Genomic DNA, 17,805 nt, shown 5'->3' on the forward strand with positions numbered 1-17,805 from the left:
CGGGTTAACTTACAAGTTATAGCGATAAGTTAACCACACGCGGTTTTCTTCTATATCAAAACTGTTGATTGAAGAGTTGCGGCTTGTACGACGTACTGAAGCGCTAACATCTGAATGTTCATTTAGCTGGGTTATCACACCAATCTCTAATGATTTATTCCGATCTTTACGCTGCTCTGTGCGGTAATTTATCTCATAATTTCTTAGCGTTAGCAGTAAATCAGATTGCTCTGACAAACGCCAAACTGATTGCAAGGATTGTGTCTTCCTTTCACTAAACCGCTCAGACTCAACATATTCGTCGTCGCTGTTACTCAGTTGAAAATTTAACGTCAGTCGGTTTTTACTATAGCCAATGCTAAAATTTTCAGACCGACGTTTCACAATTTCATCACTCAGTTCAACATCATTGTTAAACCATTGCTGAAATGACTCCCCTGCTTCTAATTCATAGTTATTTGTTGGCGGTCTAAAGCAATCAGAAAATTCACCTGCCCCGGCCGGACAAACAAAAATACCTAGATCTTCAGTAGTTTGTTGAAAAAATGATTGCGTTTCTACCCTGTCAGTTACCGACAAGCGCATGGTCAAAAAGCGCAGGTTATATTCACCACTCATCTCTGTACTTCGGCCGTAATAGCGTTTATCTGACGCATAAGATAAAGAGGTACGCCGGGTTGGTGCCAACACAACCTCGGTAGCGGTATACTCTTCCTCAATTATCTCTTCCCTAATCGGCCCGTCTATTGTTCTCTCAGAACGATTACGCGTCACATTAATACGAGACTTACGGCCAAACTGCAACTCCAAGCCAGTACCGTAAGAGCTAAATTCACTGGCATATTGCTGTAAATTATTGGTTTGCTCATAGCTGGCCTTACCGATCACGGATAAATGCGGCAATAACGGCAGTCCAGCAATGGCATCCAGCCGTTTTTTAACAAAATCTTGCTGCTCATCACGGTCTGTTTTTGCATAATTGCCATTTATCTGCCAGAACAGCGGTGACTGACGTTCAGCGGTACCAAGCAAAATATCCGCCGATTTAAATTTATTATTAAAATCGGCCAAACCATCATCGGCCTCTGGTGCTTCTGATGTCAGGTCGGAATAAGCTAAACCAATTCTGGCATTAACGGTGGCATTGCGGCGGGTTGCAAAATCAAGTGTAGCACCGTGCGTGCGGGTTTTTGCCAGGTTTTCGCCGCCGGTGACAATGTCGGAAAACACCCCTTGCTGGGAATTACGTATCTGGTGTTGCGAATCAGCTGTCAGGCCAAACCTGACACGGCCATCATAGCCGGTGAAGACATTACTCAAGCTGTACTGGGCTAAGCTCTTATGGGAGCGTTGCGAGTCGTCGTACCAAATAGCCTCATTTTTATAAAACAACACCGAAGACAGATTTTTTCCTGTCACATTCACCGCCAGCGAAGGCGACACTAATGCGGCAACTCCCTTATCAAGGCCGCCGCCGGTTTGCTCTTCTCTTAACCAAAAGCCATAAGTCGATGTTTCAATTACCGGCTTTACCTCTATGTCAGCGGCTGATATTGACGTTGGCAGCGCTACGACCAGCCATATAAGGCGTAACGCCGATAGTTTAGCCCACGGCCATTGTCGGCAATGTGCAGCAAAAAGATTAGCTGGCGCCATAGTAATAACCATAGCCATAACCTTTGTCCTGATTACGATGGGCTTTATTAATTAAAAAACCTACCGCTAAGTCTTTTGGCAATAACGCTACAGCTTGTTCAATTTCTGCCAGCTTGGTACGATTTTCTTCTACCACTACCACAGCCTGACCACACATAGATGCCATTACTGCGGTTTCGTTTACGCCAAGTAAGGGCGGCGCATCAAAAATAACAATCCGATCTGGATAGCGTGATGCGAACTCATTTACCAACATGAGCATACGCTCACTGGCTAGCAACTCCGTAGACAAATGGTGTGGCCTACCAGCGGTAATAATTTTCAGCCGCTCAACATTGGTACTAAGAATAATGTCTGATACCTTAATATCGCTGGAGAGCAAATAATCTGTCAAACCAATATCATGGCGTATATTCAGCGTTTTAGAGACATTCGGCCGCAGTACATCACTGTCTACTAACAGCACCGTTTTATCTTGTTCCAACGCAATACTCAGTGCCAGGTTAACAGCCGAAAACGTCTTGCCCTCGCCAGGCCTTGAGCTACTAACCAAAATTAGATTGCCATGTTTTAACGTATCGCCCAAGGCGCCAAACGCATTGTTGATAAGCTTGCGCTTTATCACCCGATACTCTTCATTTATTAATCGGCGTTCACTGGACAGAGACACAAAATTCTTTTTCTCCAGCGCCCGCAAATCCAGCGTAACACTATTGCGCCCAGAGGTTGGAACTTCAGTGTCATTTTCCACATCATCCGCCGGCACCGCTCTAACCTCAGGCTCTACCTCTGCAACTGGTGACGGTTGCGACACCGCTATCGTGGCGTCATGCAACGCCGCATCTTTTTCTGCAGCCCGCTCCAGTGAAGTTTTCATTGCACTACTCTGGGTATCTGCTTGTTTGTTAATGGCTTTTTCAATAATACTCACCGGATCACCCTCAACAACAGCTCAGCAGAGCGACCAAACAGCACTTCATTGCTTAACAAGGCGGCGTAGCACAACAATAATGCACCGCTTAACAAGGTAAAATACAGAAAATGCAATCTTACTTGTTTTAAAATAACCTGCTTCTCAGTATGCGAAACCACGCCAAAGACCGGGAACTCGGTAAGGTTTTTCAATTGTGAGGCGCTGGTTAATACCGGTGATATCAAGCTTCTGCCAAAAGCCATAAAAATACCGGCCCCTACACCTACCAGCAACACCAGCGTGTAAAATAGTCCGCGATTCGGCCCTGATGGCGTTAGCGGGACACGAGGAGGTTCTATCACTTTAAATTGCACATCTTGTTCAGACGCATCGGCTTTGCGTGACAGGTCTACTGATTCCCGACGGGCCAGTAAAGCCTCATATTTCGACTTGGTAATATCGTAATCGCGGTTTAAACCGGTAAATTCTGCTTCAATTTCGGGGATCAAATTCAATTTACTTTCCAGCTCTGTCACTTTTTGCTGGTACGCATTTACCCTGACTTTAGTTGATGCCACTTCAGACTCCAACCTCGATACGCTAATACGCAGTTCCTGATAAACCGCATTCTGATTAAGATTGGCGCTTTGGGAGGGGTTTTCAGCTGTCATCGCTGCCATTGCGCTTAATTCATCATCGCGCTGCTTTTCTAACAGCTCAATAAGCCGTTTCGTTTCTAACACGTCGGGGTGGAATTCAGTGTAACGGATAAGTAAGTTATCCAACTGTGATTGCATACTGCTTATGCGTCCATCAAACTGCGTACTGGGGCGGTTTACACTGCCTGAGTATGGCATAACGCCAAATACCGGTTCTTCACCTTCAAGCTGGCTTCTGGCAGATGAGAGTCGTGTTTCCAACTCTCGCAACACCAACTGAGCCTCTTCCAGACGTCGTTTCTCATCACCAATTTGGCTGTAATAATCGCTTTGATTTCCCGGCAGCATATTCATACGGTGCTTCTTAAAATCTGATAAGCGTATTTCAGCATCTATCAAACGGCGCTCGTAATCGGCAATTTGTTCATTTAAAAAACGTTCTGCCGTTTGTGAATCTGTTCGATTAGAGCCTATTCGCCCCTCGACAAAGCTGTTCAGCGTCTCCTGAACTACCTTTAATGCCATTTGCGGTTGCGGATTACTGTACGCAATCACGTAAATATTTTCACGGCCTGATGCGGAGATTTTCACCTCGCTTTGCAGCGAGTCAATTAACGTTTCAAAAGATTTTTCATCCTTAGCTTGTAAATCTAAATCCGTCGCGCGGGCAATTTTTTCCAAATTTGGCCGGCTAAGCAACGTTCTGGCCATGAGTTTAATTTCATCGTCAGCATTGGTTCTTAACGCAAGTCCCCGAAGCAAAGGCTCTAGCACAGTACTGGTTTCAACGTATAATTTAGCTTCAGCTTCAAAGGTCGGCGGCATGTTGTAAACATAAACCCAGCCCAATGGGCAAAGTAGCCATGCCGTAATAACGATATAGCGTCTGCGCAGCCACACCCCTTGAATATAGGTTTGTACCTGCTCAATCGCTTGTTGCAGTTCTTTCATCAATCACTCCATGAACCTGAATCAGCGTACCTTCGCTGCTTAAAACCAAGCTTCGGGTATAATTACAACGTCACCCGGCAACATATCGACATTGGCAGATATCTCGCCTTCACGGATTAAATCATCCAAACGTATTTTATAGGTTATTTGTTGACCATCTTTGGTACGCACCAGTTTTGCATCGTTTCCGTCAGCAAATTCGGTTAATCCACCAACGGCGATCATCAGGTCCAGTAAGGTCATATACTGACGATAGCTAACGGCCTGAGGATTCGTGGCCGCGCCAATAACCCGAACCTGTTCACTGTAAGAGCCAACAAAACTGGTTACCGATATTGTAACCACCGGATCACGAATATATTTGCTCAGTATGGTTTCCATATCCCGCGCAACCTGGGTAGGTGTTTTGCCACTTACCGGCACGTCTTCAACCAACGAGGTAGAAATTTTGCCATCCGGGCGCACGATAAAGCTGCCGGATAGCTCAGGGTTGCGCCAGACAAAAATACCGACGGTGTCGTTGGGGCCAATCAGATATTGATAATTATCAACCGAGGTGGTTAGGGAGTTTTGCACTGTTGCAACAGGCAGTTTTGGTGTGCTGCAACCGACAAAAAACAGGCTTAAAATCAACGTTAAACCGCAATATCCCTTCGCTGGTGTTGCCATCATAATGCTTATCCTTTTACTGACGCCCTAGTAATATAACTTAAAAATTTACCCTTGTGATGCAAAAAATGAAAATTTAATTTTTGTTTTGCTGAAGAAATAGTATAATTAGCAGGCTAATGTTTGTACATCTGAACTGTTCAGATGCGGCAGTAGCGTTAAAGCAATAGATGCACAAGGACGTAGTTATGAGTAAAGCAAGTCGTTACGGACGTAATACGATTGCAGACAAGCTCTTATTGCTCGGCGAGTTAAGCCTGCTAATAGGCTCCAGTTTACTGGCCAGTTTTGCAATTCATCACTATCTATACATTGTTGCTATCGAACACCGCTTAATTAATGCAGCGTTGTTTGCTGCGTCGGTAATGCTATGCGCATTATCCGTTGGCCTATATGATAGCAAGCTGCGTGAATGCCATAAGGGTATTCTCAAGCGTGTAGTAATCACTTTACTATTTAACGCTATTTTGCTGGAACTAGTCATATTTCAGCTGTTTCCATCATTACACATTGGCACTTTATATTTGGCGGCGGCTTCAGCCATCGCTGCCATATCGGTATCGTCGTTCCGCGCACTTTTTCATTACAACGATATCACCAGCATTAGCCGGCGACGTGTATTAGTGCTGGGATCCGGTGAGCGCGCATCGATCATTGAACGCCGAATGCGACGTAATGTTGACAAGCGAAATTTTGAAATCGTTGGCTTTACGACGATCGACGGCGATAAAAATGCCGGCATCCCTGAACACAAGCTGCAGAACTTCGACTACAAAACAGAGCTGTATCAGTTTGTTGTCGACAATAAAATTGACCAACTGGTCATTGCCTGCGATGAAAGGCGCAATATGCTGCCGGTAGAACACTTATTTAAGTGTAAAACGCGCGGTATTGATGTTATTGAGATTTTAGATTTTATCGAGCGTGAGACCGGACAAATTGCAGTAAACCTTATTTACCCAAGTTGGGTGATTTATGGCAATGGTCTGGATTTAAATCAACGCTTTAAAACCAGTCTCGATTACAAGCTAAACTTGGTGCTAGCGGTGCTAATGCTTGCCGTCACCTGGCCCATCATGCTGGTTACTGCACTGTGTATTTATTTCGAAGACGGCAAAAAAACCGGTACCTCGGTGTTCTACCGCCAAATTCGTGTTGGTTTTGATGGTAAGCCGTTTTATATCTTAAAATTTCGCAGTATGAAGCCAGATGCCGAAAAAAATGGCGCCCGCTGGGCCGTTACCGATGATGACCGTGTTACCCGTGTTGGCCGTATTATTCGTAAATATCGCATTGATGAATTACCGCAAATTATGAACGTGTTGTCAGGTGAAATGGGTTTTGTTGGCCCCCGGCCAGAACGGCCAGAATTTGTTAACCAGCTGGCAAAAGACATTCCATACTATAATCAACGCCACAATGTGAAACCGGGTTTAACTGGTTGGGCGCAACTAAAATACCCGTACGGCTCTACTGCTGAAGATGCACAGGAAAAACTAAAATTTGACCTGTATTACATCAAGCACCGCAGCCTGATGCTGGATTTAATGATATTAGTACGTACTGTTGAAATAGTGCTGTTTGGTAAGGGGCGTTAAATACAATGCAGTTATCCCCAGTCAGAAGCAATGCGCTTACTGTCGATGTTGAGGATTATTTTCACGTAGCAGCGTTTGATGCTACGGTTTCGCCACAGCAGTGGGAAGATTTACCACAGCGTGTGGCGCGCAATACTGAAATTATATTACAACAGTTTGCGACTCATCAGGCCAAAGCCACGTTTTTTATTCTGGGCTGGGTAGCAGAACGTAACCCGGAATTGGTGCGAAAAATTCACGCCGCAGGACATGAAGTGGCCAGTCATGGCTATGCCCATGCTAAAGCCTCGGTGCAAACTGCAGCAGAATTCTCCAGCGATGTACGTAAAGCCAAAACCCTACTTGAAGACATTATTGGCGCCGAAGTAACCGGTTACCGGGCTCCGAGTTTTTCAATTGGTAAAACAAACGAATGGGCTTTTGACGCCTTGCATCAGGCCGGTTATCTATACAGTTCCAGTACCTATCCAGTGGTGCATGATCTTTACGGTACGCCAGATTGGCCACAACAACCCTATAGGCGTAAAGAAGGCATCATTGAATGTCCAATGCCTGTGCTGAATAAAGCTAGCAAGCAGTGGCCAATTGCCGGTGGCGGTTACTTTCGTTTACTGCCGTACTGGTTAAGCAAAAAGTGTATCGACAGTTATTTACAACAAAGCGATGCACCCTATATGTTTTATTTTCATCCTTGGGAAATAGATCCCCAGCAACCCCGCTTTGCTCAAGCGCCATTGAAATCCAGGTTCAGGCACTACACCAATTTAAACAAGATGGAAGCTAAGTTGGTTCGTCTTTTAAAAGACTACCAATGGCGTAGTATCAGAGAAGTCTATCAGCCGTATTTTGTCTAACAGTTAAGGGAATTTAATGTATCAACTGAATACATTGTCGCTCACGGACGAGCACGCAGTGGCTTGGGATAACTTTGTAACGTCGAATGACGACGCCAGTTTCTTTCATCTCTCTGGCTGGCAGCACATTATTGCTGATGCCGGGCATCAGTGTTACTACCTCTATGCTACAGAAGACAATATTATCGTTGGCGTATTGCCGTTAGCCCGGGTGCGCAGCCGGCTATTTGGCGATGCGCTGGTTTCTACCCCCTTTTGTGTCTACGGTGGCGCGGTTGGTGCAACCGACGTCCGACGTTTTTTAGAACAAGAAGCCGTAAAATTAGCTACCCGCTTACAGGTTCAGCATCTTGAACTACGATATAAAACTGCGCAGGACAATTCGCTCATTACGCGGGTGCAGCATGCGTATTTTGCCTGTGAACTAGCCAACACTGCCGAGCAAATTCTTGCTAATGTAAAAAAGAAGCAACGTGCTGTTATCCGCCATGCGCTGAACGAACCGCTTAATTACACCCTGGACCAGCACGACGACGATTTCTATCACACTTATTCACAAAGCGTGCGTAACCTTGGCACACCTGTGTTCAGCCGGGCGTTTTTCCGTAAAATACGCCAAGTGTTTCCACAGCACAGTGAAATACTTACCGTACGCAAAGACAGCAAAGCGGTATCCTCGGTGTTAAGTTTTTATTATAACAATGAAGTACTGCCCTACTACGGCGGTGGCACACTGGATGCAAAAGCACTGAAAAGTAACGATTTTATGTACTATCAGCTAATGTGCCATGCCAGTACAGATAAAGGCTGTACCCGTTATGATTTCGGCCGCAGTAAACTGGATTCTGGTGCCTACAATTACAAAAAACACTGGGGCATGACATCGGTTGAGCTGCCATATCAGTACGCGTTAATCCGTGCACAGCAGCTGCCTAACCTTAGCCCCAACAACCCTAAATACCAGCTGTTTATCCGCTTATGGCAAAAACTGCCGCTTCGCATCAGCCAGTGGTTAGGGCCAATGCTGTCGAGGTATTTAGGATGAGCCACGCTAAACCGGCCTTGCTATTGTTGGTGCACCGCATCCCGTACCCGCCAAATAAGGGTGATAAAATCCGCTCGTTTAACCTGATGAAGGCCCTTAGTGCGCAGTATGATATTCATCTGGGTTGCTTTATTGACGATCCCTTTGATCAACAATACATCCCTACGCTGAGTCAATGGTGTAAGACGGTTTTCTGCATTAATTTAAACAAATGGCGCGCCAAGCTCGCTGGTCTTAGCGGCTTCATCAGCAACAACGCCATTACATTACCGTATTATTACCATGCGGCATTAGCCTCCTGGGTTAAACAAACAGTGCAGGCGCAGCATATTCAGCACGTCTTGGTGTACTCATCTTCGATGGCGCAATATGTTGACACTACAACCTACCAACAACTGATCCGGGTTATCGACTTTGTCGATATTGATTCGGATAAATGGCGCCAGTATGCCGACAAATCCACTGGTATTAAACGTTGGTTTTACCAGCGTGAAGCCAGGCTTTTGCAACAATATGAAACCCGCGTGTGCCAGCGTTTTAACGCCAGCTTATTTGTTTCTGACGATGAAGCAAGCGCATTTCGTTGCTTAGTCAGCCCTGCTTTACACAACCGTGTGCACAGTGTGTTAAATGGCGTTGATACTGATTTCTTCAGTCCAACTGCCAGCTTCGACGCCGTAAACCTGCCGTCGCACTACATCGTATTTACCGGCGCAATGGATTACTGGGCCAATGTGGACGCGGTATGTTGGTTTTGTCAGAACATCTGGCCATCTCTTAAACAACGCTATCCTGAGTTGCATTTTTTGATTGTCGGCGGTAAACCCAGTTCGGAAGTACGTGCACTGGCGCAGCAACTCGGTGTGGTAGTAAGCGGCCGCGTTAACGATATCCGGCCTTATATTGCCAAGGCGCGCTTTGCGGTTGCGCCAATGCTTATTGCCCGCGGTATTCAGAATAAAGTACTTGAAGCCATGTCAATGAACAAAGCGGTAGTATGCAGTGCTATGGCAATGGAGGGCATAAATGCCCCGCTCAGCCCTGGTGCCATAGTCGCCGATGGCACAGAACACTTTATCCAGGCCTGTATCACCTTGTTGCAACAGCCGCTGCAACATTGCGACAACCGGCAATGGATAATCGACAACTTTACCTGGCAACAAACGTTGACCGCTCTGCCGCAATTTATTTCCGGAGACAGCGCCATATGACACCATTTCGCTCTATCAGTAGTGCCGTACTGTTATTGCTGGTTAGTCTGGCCTACGTTTGGTTGTATGGCACCACCTGGCTTGACATGCAACGGGTCTGGAGCAGCTCTGCTACTTACAATCATTGTTTTCTGATTATTCCTATCAGTCTGTACTTTTTTGTGCGTGGCAAACATCAGCCAAAATGTGCAACGGTATCTGACAACTGGTTGTGGCTGGCGGTAGTGGCAATATTGCTATTACAGCTATTGTGGCTGGCCGGTTTTGCTGCAGATATCGCCCTGTTTATGCATCTTGCTGCCGTAATGACACTACAAGCCATACTCTGGCTACTGTTAGGAAACGACAACAGCCGCAAACATCTATTTGCTATCGCCTACCTCATTTTCCTGGTGCCCTTTGGTGATGAATTATCGCCCATGTTGCAAAATATTACAGCCGATCTCACCGTTATCATGCTGCAATTAGTCAATGTACCGGTTTACCGCGAGGGGTTGTATCTGGCTACGCCAGTAGGTTTATTTGAAGTAGCAGAAGCCTGCTCTGGTTTGCGATTCTTAATTGCCTCGCTGGCTATTTCGGCTCTGTTTGCTTATTTGCATTTCAATAAACTGTACAAACAAATTGGTTTTGTCGCCTTTATGGCGGTGTTGTCAATTCTTGCCAACGGTGTACGGGCATTTATGCTGGTGTACATTGGTGAAAAAACCGCTATGCGCTTTGGTTTTGGCGCAGACCATTATTTGTATGGCTGGCTGTTTTTTGGTGTGGTGCTACTGGCGGGCTTCTGGCTTGGCGCCCGTTTTTCAGATCCGGCGCTGCAACTCAGCCAAAATCTGCGCCAGCATTTCGTTTTGCCACGCCACACCCGGGTAATACTGGCTGCGGCAGTTGTGGTTGTGGCCACGTTGAGTGTGCGCTTCTCGTTAGATATTATCGCTCCGCCAACCAATGCCAATACCTTAGCCTTGCCCGTTAACGGCCATGCCGTCGAGCAAAGCAACTGGGGTATAAGCTATCAACACAGTCTGGCTAAAAACCACCTGCAAGACAGCAGCGGTATCGAGTATTTTGCCGCCTATTATCGCAACAAACAGCAACAGGGCGAACTAATAAACTGGGATAACCTATTGTTTGATAAGCAGCTTTGGCAAATTCAACAACGCATTGCCGTAGAAGACGGTGTCATACTGCAACTTAAAAGCCTGCCCAATCAGCAGCGTAGCCTAATGTATTGGTACCAGGTTGGCGAGCATAAATCTGTCAGTAACCTGGCAACTAAAGTTCGTCAGGCACTGCATTTTCTTACCGACGATCAATCTGGCGCTTATGTTTTCGCCGTGTCGTTAGAAGGTGCCGCCAGCGAGCAAAATATTAGCCTGTTGCAGACAGCCGCAAAAAAACTAACCGCCGTTAGCACCCAGTATGCCGACATTTCGAGTGCGCAACATGACTGAGACTGACAACCCGCCAATACATATCGTGCACCTGCTATGGCACTTTAGTACCGGCGGGCTAGAGAATGGTGTAGTTAATTTAATTAACCACTTACCCTCCCAGCAGTTTCGTCATAGTATTGTTAGCCTTACCGGGCACGATCCACAATTCGCCCGCCGCATTCAAACCGACAATGTCAGCTTGTACAGCTTAGAAAAACAAGCCGGCCATGACTGGGGTACATTTAGCCGGTTAAACCGCTTGTTAAAAACGCTACAGCCAGATGTGCTACACAGCCGTAACCTGGCGACGTTAGAGCTGCAAATTATTGGCTGGTGGCGCAAAGTACCACTGCGCTTACACGGCGAACATGGCTGGGACAGTAACGATATTGGTGGCTGCAATAAAAAAAACCGCTTATTGCGCCAACTGTTAAAGAATTTTGTGCAGCGATTTATTTGTTTATCAACCGAGTCTGAGCGCTATCTGACCAATATTATTGGTATTAGCAGCAGCCGGGTCGAACGGATTTGCAACGGTGTACAAATAGAAAAATTTAGCCAAGCCAGCCCGGCGGTATTAAGCCTGCCAGCTGCCATTACACAACCGGCACCGTTAATTTTTGCGACTGTTGGCCGCTTGGCCACGGTGAAAAATCAGGCATTATTGTTGCGGTCTTTTGCGCTATTACTTCAGCAACACCCGCAACAACGTCAGCGCTGCACGTTGGTAATAGTGGGTGATGGCCCCTGCCGTCAGGCATTACTGCAATTATCTGCCGAACTTAGCATAGAGCAGCAGGTATTATTTACCGGCAACCGTGACGACATTGCGCAACTTATGCAGCGTTTTAGTGTTTTTGTTTTGCCGTCACTAGCTGAAGGCATTTCCAACACCTTGCTCGAAGCCATGGCAGCCGGCACGCCCATTATCGCTACCGACGTTGGCGGCAACCGCGATTTAATGCCCCAGGTGTTACTGTCACGTAATCTGGTGCCATCAGACGATAGCCAACAACTAATGCTGGCAATGCAAAACTATCTGTTACAGCCTGATTTACTGCGCGCCGACGCTGAATTAGTAAAAAACCATTGCCACCAACACTTTAGTATAGATACGATGGTAAACCGTTACCGGAAGCTTTATGAAATGACAAGGACGCAAACTTAACCATGTGCGGTATTGCAGGAATTTACCAGTTAAACAGTCAGGCGACACCTGATCAGCAAATTTTGTCATTGATGAATGACAGCCAATTACACCGCGGGCCTGACGCCGGAGATTATTTCTTCCAGCCCAGCGTTGGCCTGGCCCACCGGCGTTTGTCCATTATCGATATCGCCGGCAGCCCACAACCGATGCAAAGTGCCAATCAGCAAGCCTGCATAGTATTTAATGGTGAAATTTATAATTACCGTCAGCTGCGTCAGCAACTGCTGGACAAAGGCTATCAGTTCAATACCAATGGAGACACTGAAACCATTCTCAATGCCTGGTTGGAGTGGGGTGAAGACTGCGTGCACCACCTGCGGGGTATGTTTGCCTTTGCCATTTGGGATAAGCAGCGTCAGTGTCTATTTCTCGCACGCGACCGGCTAGGTATCAAACCGTTATTTTACTCCTTGCTAGACAACGGCGAGTTTATTTTTGGTTCAGAGCTGAAGGTACTGCGCAATCATCCACAATTTGATAAACAACTGCGCGACAGCACCATTGAAGATTACTTCAGCTTTGGTTATATACCCGAACCACATACTATTTACCAACACAGCTACAAGTTGTCGCCCGGCCACAGCTTATTGTTGCAACACGGCCAGGCTAGCTTAGCGCAGCCCAAACAATATTGGGATCTACCTACCCAATGGCAACAAGATTTGTCAGAGCAACAGCTAAGCGATGAGCTTATCAGCCGGCTGCGTGAAGCCGTCGATATTCGTCTGGTGGCCGAAGTACCACTGGGGGCATTCTTATCTGGTGGTGTCGACTCCAGCGCAGTAGTCGCCATGATGGCAGGTTTGCAAAGCGACCCTGTTAACACCTGCTCTATTGGGTTTGACAGCCCGGAGTTTAACGAAACCGACTTCGCCCGCGAAGTCGCCGCACGTTATCAAACCAACCATCATGAAAACATCGTTAGTCAAAACGATTTTGAACTGCTGGACAAACTGGCTGACTTATACGACGAGCCCTATGCCGACAGCTCGGCTATTCCAACCTACCGCGTCTGTCAGATGGCGCGTCAGCACGTTACTGTTGCGCTCAGTGGCGACGGAGCAGACGAGTTATTCGCCGGTTATCGCCGTTACAAGTTGCACCAACAAGAAGAGCGTTTTCGCAATTTACTGCCACTGGCCATACGTAAGCCCATATTCGGCATACTGGGCCGGCTATACCCCAAGTTAGACTGGGCACCACGGTTTTTGCGTGCCAAAACTACTTTTCAGTCACTGGCACTGGATACCGTAGCGGCATACCATAACTCTATTGCCATATTACGTAGCGATCAGCGTCAGCGCTTGTTTTCCAACACCTTTAAACAGCGCTTAAACGGCTATAACTCGCTGCAGGTATTTCGTCGTCACGGTGACAAGGTCATGCACCTGGATCCAATGAAAATTGCCCAATATCTGGATATGAAAACCTATCTCGTGGGCGACATTCTAACCAAGGTTGACCGCGCGTCGATGGCGCACTCGCTGGAAGTGCGGGTACCATTTCTAGACCATAAATTAGTCGAGTGGGCCTTCCCGGCGCATTCGTTTGCCAACCTGCAAAACGGTATTGGTAAATTTACCCTGAAAAAAGTACTGCAACCCCATTTGCCGGATGATGTGTTGTACCGCAAAAAAATGGGTTTTGCCGTGCCGTTGGCACAGTGGTTTCGCGGCCCACTACAGCAGAAACTTCAGGACAAGTTATTGTCAGAGGTGATGGTAAATAGCGGCTTTTTTAATATGGCCGAAGTAAAACAACTGATTGACGATCATAAGCGCGGCTTAAAAGACAACAGCGCTCCGCTATGGACCTTACTGATGTTTGCCGCCTTTTTGGAACGCAACAGCCAATGAAGATTCTACATATTTTCGATCATTCATTGCCCTTACACAGCGGCTATACCTTCCGCTCCCGTGCTATTTTGCAACAGCAGCGCGTGCTTGGCTACCACACCTGCCATGTTACCAGCCCCAAGCACCCCAATAGCGAAAATGACAGTCAAACGGCTGAGGGCTTTAGTTTTTATCGCACCAAAGCCTACCAAAGCTGGTTTTGGCGTTTGCCGGTACTAAAAGAGCTAGCCGTGGTGCTGGCGCTAAAAAAGCGCCTGCTACAACTTATTAAGCTGGAACAGCCCGATATCCTGCATGCGCATTCTCCGGCGCTTAACGGTTTGGCTGCGCTATGGGCGGCCAAAAAAGCCGGCATTCCACTCGTGTATGAAATCCGCGCTTTCTGGGAAGACGCCGCCGTAGATCACGGCAGCTGTGAAGAAGGCGACGTGCGCTACCGCCTGACACGCGCGCTGGAAACCTATGTCGCCAAAAAAGCCAACGCCATTACCACTATTTGTGAAGGCCTGCGCCGCGATCTTATTAGCCGCGGGATCAGCGCCGATAAAATTACCGTAGTAGCCAACGCCGTTGACCCGGAGCAATTCCAGCTTATCAGTGAGAGAAATAGCCCGCTTGAACTGCAATACCAGTTAAAAAACAAACTGGTGCTGGGTTTTCTCGGCTCATTTTACGCTTACGAAGGTCTGGACTTACTGATTAAAGCCTTACCGCTTATCCGGCAAAAAGTACCCAGCGCCACCCTGTTACTAGTTGGCGGTGGCCCGCAGGAGGCGGCGTTAAAACAGTTGGTGAGCCAGCTGGGCTTAAAGGATGCCGTTATTATGCCGGGCCGGGTGCCACACAGCGATGTGATGCAGTATTACAGCCTGGTCGACTTACTGGTGTATCCGCGCAAAGCCATGCGCCTAACCGAGCTGGTAACCCCGCTAAAACCGTTAGAGGCCATGGCGCAAGGTATGCGGTTATTAGCATCCGACGTCGGCGGTCACCTGGAGCTGATTGAACACGGCAAAACCGGCTGGCTGTTTCAACGCGACAATATTGACGACCTGGCTGAACAAGCCGTCAGGATCCTGAAAAATTTCAGCAACCATGACAAAATTATCGCCAATGGTCTGCAGTTTATCCGCACTGAACGCAACTGGGCCGCATCAGTTGGCCACTATGTGGCGTTATATCAACGGCTGCAGCATGAGCATTAGTCTGCATAAGTTGCGTATTTGCCTGGTAGGCCCAATAGCCCCGCCCGCCGGTGGCATGGCAAACCAAACCCGGCAATTGCTTGAGCTACTGCGCCAGGATGGCGCCGAGGTAGAACTGGTGGCCGTTAATGCGCCCTACCAACCAGCGTTTGTTGGCAAAATACCGGGCCTGCGCGCACTGTTTCGCTTAGTGCCTTATCTCTACCGTTTGTTTCGCGCCTGTGGCCGTGCTCAAGTGGTGCATATTATGGCCAATTCCGGTTGGTCCTGGCACTTATTTGCCGCGCCGGCACTTTGGTTAGCACATTTACGCTGTACGCCGGTCATCGTCAATTACCGCGGCGGTCATGCCGACAGTTTTTTTGCCCGCAGTTGGCGTAGTGTTAACTTTTCGCTGCGCCACGCCAGCGCGATAGTGGTGCCATCGGTATTCTTACAGCAAGTATTTAACCGCTATCAACAGGCTGACAATGCCGTACCTTTGGCGATAGTGCCGAACATTCTCGACCAGCAATTATTTTATCCGCGCCCGCCAGCGGCACAATCCAATAACAGCCAGGATATTACTGTCTCACCGCACTGCATCGTTACCCGTAATCTTGAAACCATCTACGATGTTGCCACCAGTATTACCGCCTTTGCGCAGCTAAAACAGGATCACCCCGACGCCACCCTGACCATTGCGGGCAGCGGCCCGTTACTTAGCCAATTGCAGCAGCAGGTGCAGCAGCTTAAACTAGAAAATGCAGTAAAATTTGCCGGTCGCCTTAGCGCAGAGCAAATGGCTCAACTCTATCGTAGTGCCGACATCATGTTAAACAGCAGCCTGGTAGATAACAGCCCCAATTCTATTATTGAAGCGCTGGCCTGCGCTGTGCCAGTGGTCAGCAGCAATGTTGGTGGCATCAGCCATTTAGTGCGCCACCGCCACGATGCGCTACTGTTTAATGCCGGCGACAGCCAGGCCATGTACCAGCTGGCCAGCGAAGTGTTGCAAAATGCCAGCCTGCGCCAGCAGCTTATTAGCAATGGCCTGAGTAACAGCCAGCGTTTTTACTGGCCTGAAGTAAAACAGCGCCTGGCACAGCAGTATCACGCCGCGATGCAACAGCAGGAATCTGGCAAATGACAAGCTTGTATACCCGTTTTATAGCCACCGTTGTGTTTCCGCTACAGGAATGGCTGAAAAAACACGATACCGTGCGCCGCCGTCGAGAGCTGGAACGCAGCCAATGGCTAGCCCTGCCTGCCCTGCAACAACAGCAAAACAGCCGCTTACAGCAGTTTATCGCCGGCGCTTATCAACAAGTGCCGTATTACCGTAACCTGTTGGCAGAGCTGCAGCTAACAGCAGATGATATTAAAACCGTTGCCGACTTAGCCAAACTGCCTTTTTTAACCAAGCCCCTGATCGCAGAGCACTTCGACGCGCTAAAAGCCGCCAATGCTGGTAACCTAAAGCGGTTTAATACCGGCGGCTCCAGTGGCCAGCCATTAATATTTTTACTCGGCAATGAACGGGTATCGCACGATGTTGCCGCCAAATGGCGCGCTACCCGCTGGTGGGGTGTCGATATTGGCGATAAAGAAATTGTCGCCTGGGGCTCACCTATAGAATTGGGGGCACAAGACAGAGCCAGAGTATTTCGTGATTTGTTATTTCGCTCGCAATTAATCCCCGCCTTTGATATGAGCGAGCAAAAGCTGCTGGCGTTTTTACAACGCATTCGCGATAACAAGCCGAAAATGCTGTTTGGTTACCCGTCGGTATACCACTTGCTGGCACAAACCGCGCAGAAGCATGGCATTGCTATGCACGACCTGGGTATTAAGGTGGTGTTTGTTACCTCAGAGCGACTCTACCCGTACCAGCGTGAACTGATAGAAACCGTGTTTGCTGCCCCGGTTGCCAATGGCTATGGCGGCCGTGATGCCGGCTTTATCGCCCATCAATGCCCCGCTGGTGGCATGCATTTGTCGTTTGAAGATATCGTGATAGAAATTATCGACCCTGCCACCGGGGCCGTGCTGCCGGCGGGAGAATCCGGTGAAATCGTGGTCACCCACCTGGCAACCTCTGAGTTTCCGTTTATTCGCTACCGCACCGGCGATATCGCCACAGTATCAGAGCAGCCCTGCAGCTGCGGCCGAGGCTTACCGCTGCTGGAATCCATTGAGGGGCGCAGCACCGACTTTGTCGTTGCGAGTGACGGCACCATGATGCACGGTCTGGCGCTGATTTACATTTTGCGCGATATCAGTGGTATAGCGGCGTTTAAAATTATCCAGCACAGTCTAAGCCAAACCACAGTGCAGCTGGTGTGGCCAGAAGGCGAGCTGCCAGAGGCTATAGCAACACAAATTCGCGCCGGCTTTAACGCCCGTTTGGGTGCAGAGGTGCAGATTGATATTGAACAACTGCCGGAAATATCGCCCGAGAAATCCGGCAAGTACCGTTATGTGATCAGCAAGGTAACGCCATGATAGATAGCCTTTACTTACTCACCGTGCTGGTGTCGGTGTGTTATTTGTTTTACTG

General features: G+C 48.0%; 14 protein-coding genes. 10 read left to right on the top strand and 4 right to left on the bottom strand.

All coding sequences use genetic code 11. The features are described 5' to 3' along the window. Positions 1 to 9 precede the first annotated feature (9 nt). Genes I4W93_RS08900 through I4W93_RS08915 form a run of 4 tightly spaced genes read right to left on the bottom strand, consistent with a single transcriptional unit; the run spans position 10 to position 4,851 of the window. Positions 10 to 1,674, bottom strand: coding sequence for a TIGR03016 family PEP-CTERM system-associated outer membrane protein (locus I4W93_RS08900; protein WP_205311272.1), 1,665 nt, complete (start codon positions 1,672 to 1,674; stop codon positions 10 to 12). After that, positions 1,643 to 2,587 (bottom strand): XrtA-associated tyrosine autokinase, encoded by a 945-nt coding sequence (locus I4W93_RS08905; RefSeq protein ID WP_224673349.1) that lies wholly within the window; start codon positions 2,585 to 2,587, stop codon positions 1,643 to 1,645. Before I4W93_RS08905 ends, I4W93_RS08900 begins: the two co-directional genes overlap by 32 nt. Beyond that, complete coding sequence (locus tag I4W93_RS08910) at positions 2,584 to 4,179, bottom strand: XrtA system polysaccharide chain length determinant (protein ID WP_205311271.1); 1,596 nt, start codon at positions 4,177 to 4,179, stop codon at positions 2,584 to 2,586. Before I4W93_RS08910 ends, I4W93_RS08905 begins: the two co-directional genes overlap by 4 nt. Positions 4,180 to 4,218: 39 nt before the next feature. Next, on the bottom strand, positions 4,219 to 4,851 hold the full coding sequence (locus I4W93_RS08915) for an XrtA/PEP-CTERM system exopolysaccharide export protein (RefSeq protein ID WP_205311270.1): 633 nt from the start codon (positions 4,849 to 4,851) through the stop codon (positions 4,219 to 4,221). Positions 4,852 to 5,036: 185 nt separating this feature from the next. Here I4W93_RS08915 and I4W93_RS08920 point away from each other — a divergent pair, with 185 nt between their 5' ends. Genes I4W93_RS08920 through I4W93_RS08965 form a run of 10 tightly spaced genes read left to right on the top strand, consistent with a single transcriptional unit; the run spans position 5,037 to position 17,750 of the window. After that, positions 5,037 to 6,446 carry a TIGR03013 family XrtA/PEP-CTERM system glycosyltransferase gene (locus I4W93_RS08920; protein ID WP_205311269.1) on the top strand — a complete coding sequence of 470 codons (1,410 nt, stop codon included), beginning with the start codon at positions 5,037 to 5,039 and terminating at the stop codon, positions 6,444 to 6,446. 5 nt (positions 6,447 to 6,451) lie between these two features. Further along, positions 6,452 to 7,300, top strand: a complete 849-nt coding sequence (locus I4W93_RS08925; RefSeq protein WP_205311268.1) for an XrtA system polysaccharide deacetylase — start codon at positions 6,452 to 6,454, stop codon at positions 7,298 to 7,300. A gap of 16 nt (positions 7,301 to 7,316) precedes the next feature. Then, complete coding sequence (locus I4W93_RS08930; protein WP_205311267.1) at positions 7,317 to 8,345, top strand: FemAB family XrtA/PEP-CTERM system-associated protein; 1,029 nt, start codon at positions 7,317 to 7,319, stop codon at positions 8,343 to 8,345. Further along, positions 8,342 to 9,556 (top strand): TIGR03087 family PEP-CTERM/XrtA system glycosyltransferase, encoded by a 1,215-nt coding sequence (locus I4W93_RS08935; RefSeq protein ID WP_205311266.1) that lies wholly within the window; start codon positions 8,342 to 8,344, stop codon positions 9,554 to 9,556. Before I4W93_RS08930 ends, I4W93_RS08935 begins: the two co-directional genes overlap by 4 nt. Next, positions 9,553 to 11,013 (top strand): exosortase A, encoded by a 1,461-nt coding sequence (gene xrtA, locus I4W93_RS08940; protein ID WP_205311265.1) that lies wholly within the window; start codon positions 9,553 to 9,555, stop codon positions 11,011 to 11,013. Before I4W93_RS08935 ends, xrtA begins: the two co-directional genes overlap by 4 nt. Then, positions 11,006 to 12,163 carry a TIGR03088 family PEP-CTERM/XrtA system glycosyltransferase gene (locus tag I4W93_RS08945; protein WP_205311264.1) on the top strand — a complete coding sequence of 386 codons (1,158 nt, stop codon included), beginning with the start codon at positions 11,006 to 11,008 and terminating at the stop codon, positions 12,161 to 12,163. The genes xrtA and I4W93_RS08945 overlap by 8 nt, the downstream gene beginning before the upstream one ends. Before the next feature lie 2 nt (positions 12,164 to 12,165). Continuing rightward, positions 12,166 to 14,061 (top strand): XrtA/PEP-CTERM system amidotransferase, encoded by a 1,896-nt coding sequence (locus I4W93_RS08950; RefSeq protein ID WP_205311263.1) that lies wholly within the window; start codon positions 12,166 to 12,168, stop codon positions 14,059 to 14,061. Then, positions 14,058 to 15,266 (top strand): TIGR04063 family PEP-CTERM/XrtA system glycosyltransferase, encoded by a 1,209-nt coding sequence (locus tag I4W93_RS08955; RefSeq protein ID WP_205311262.1) that lies wholly within the window; start codon positions 14,058 to 14,060, stop codon positions 15,264 to 15,266. The genes I4W93_RS08950 and I4W93_RS08955 overlap by 4 nt, the downstream gene beginning before the upstream one ends. Beyond that, complete coding sequence (locus I4W93_RS08960) at positions 15,256 to 16,395, top strand: glycosyltransferase family 4 protein (RefSeq protein WP_205311261.1); 1,140 nt, start codon at positions 15,256 to 15,258, stop codon at positions 16,393 to 16,395. The genes I4W93_RS08955 and I4W93_RS08960 overlap by 11 nt, the downstream gene beginning before the upstream one ends. Next, positions 16,392 to 17,750 (top strand): phenylacetate--CoA ligase family protein, encoded by a 1,359-nt coding sequence (locus I4W93_RS08965; protein WP_205311260.1) that lies wholly within the window; start codon positions 16,392 to 16,394, stop codon positions 17,748 to 17,750. Before I4W93_RS08960 ends, I4W93_RS08965 begins: the two co-directional genes overlap by 4 nt. The last annotated feature ends 55 nt before the right edge of the window (positions 17,751 to 17,805 follow it).

The organism is Rheinheimera maricola (genome assembly GCF_016918075.2).
GTDB classification, from domain to species: domain Bacteria; phylum Pseudomonadota; class Gammaproteobacteria; order Enterobacterales; family Alteromonadaceae; genus Alishewanella; species Alishewanella maricola_A.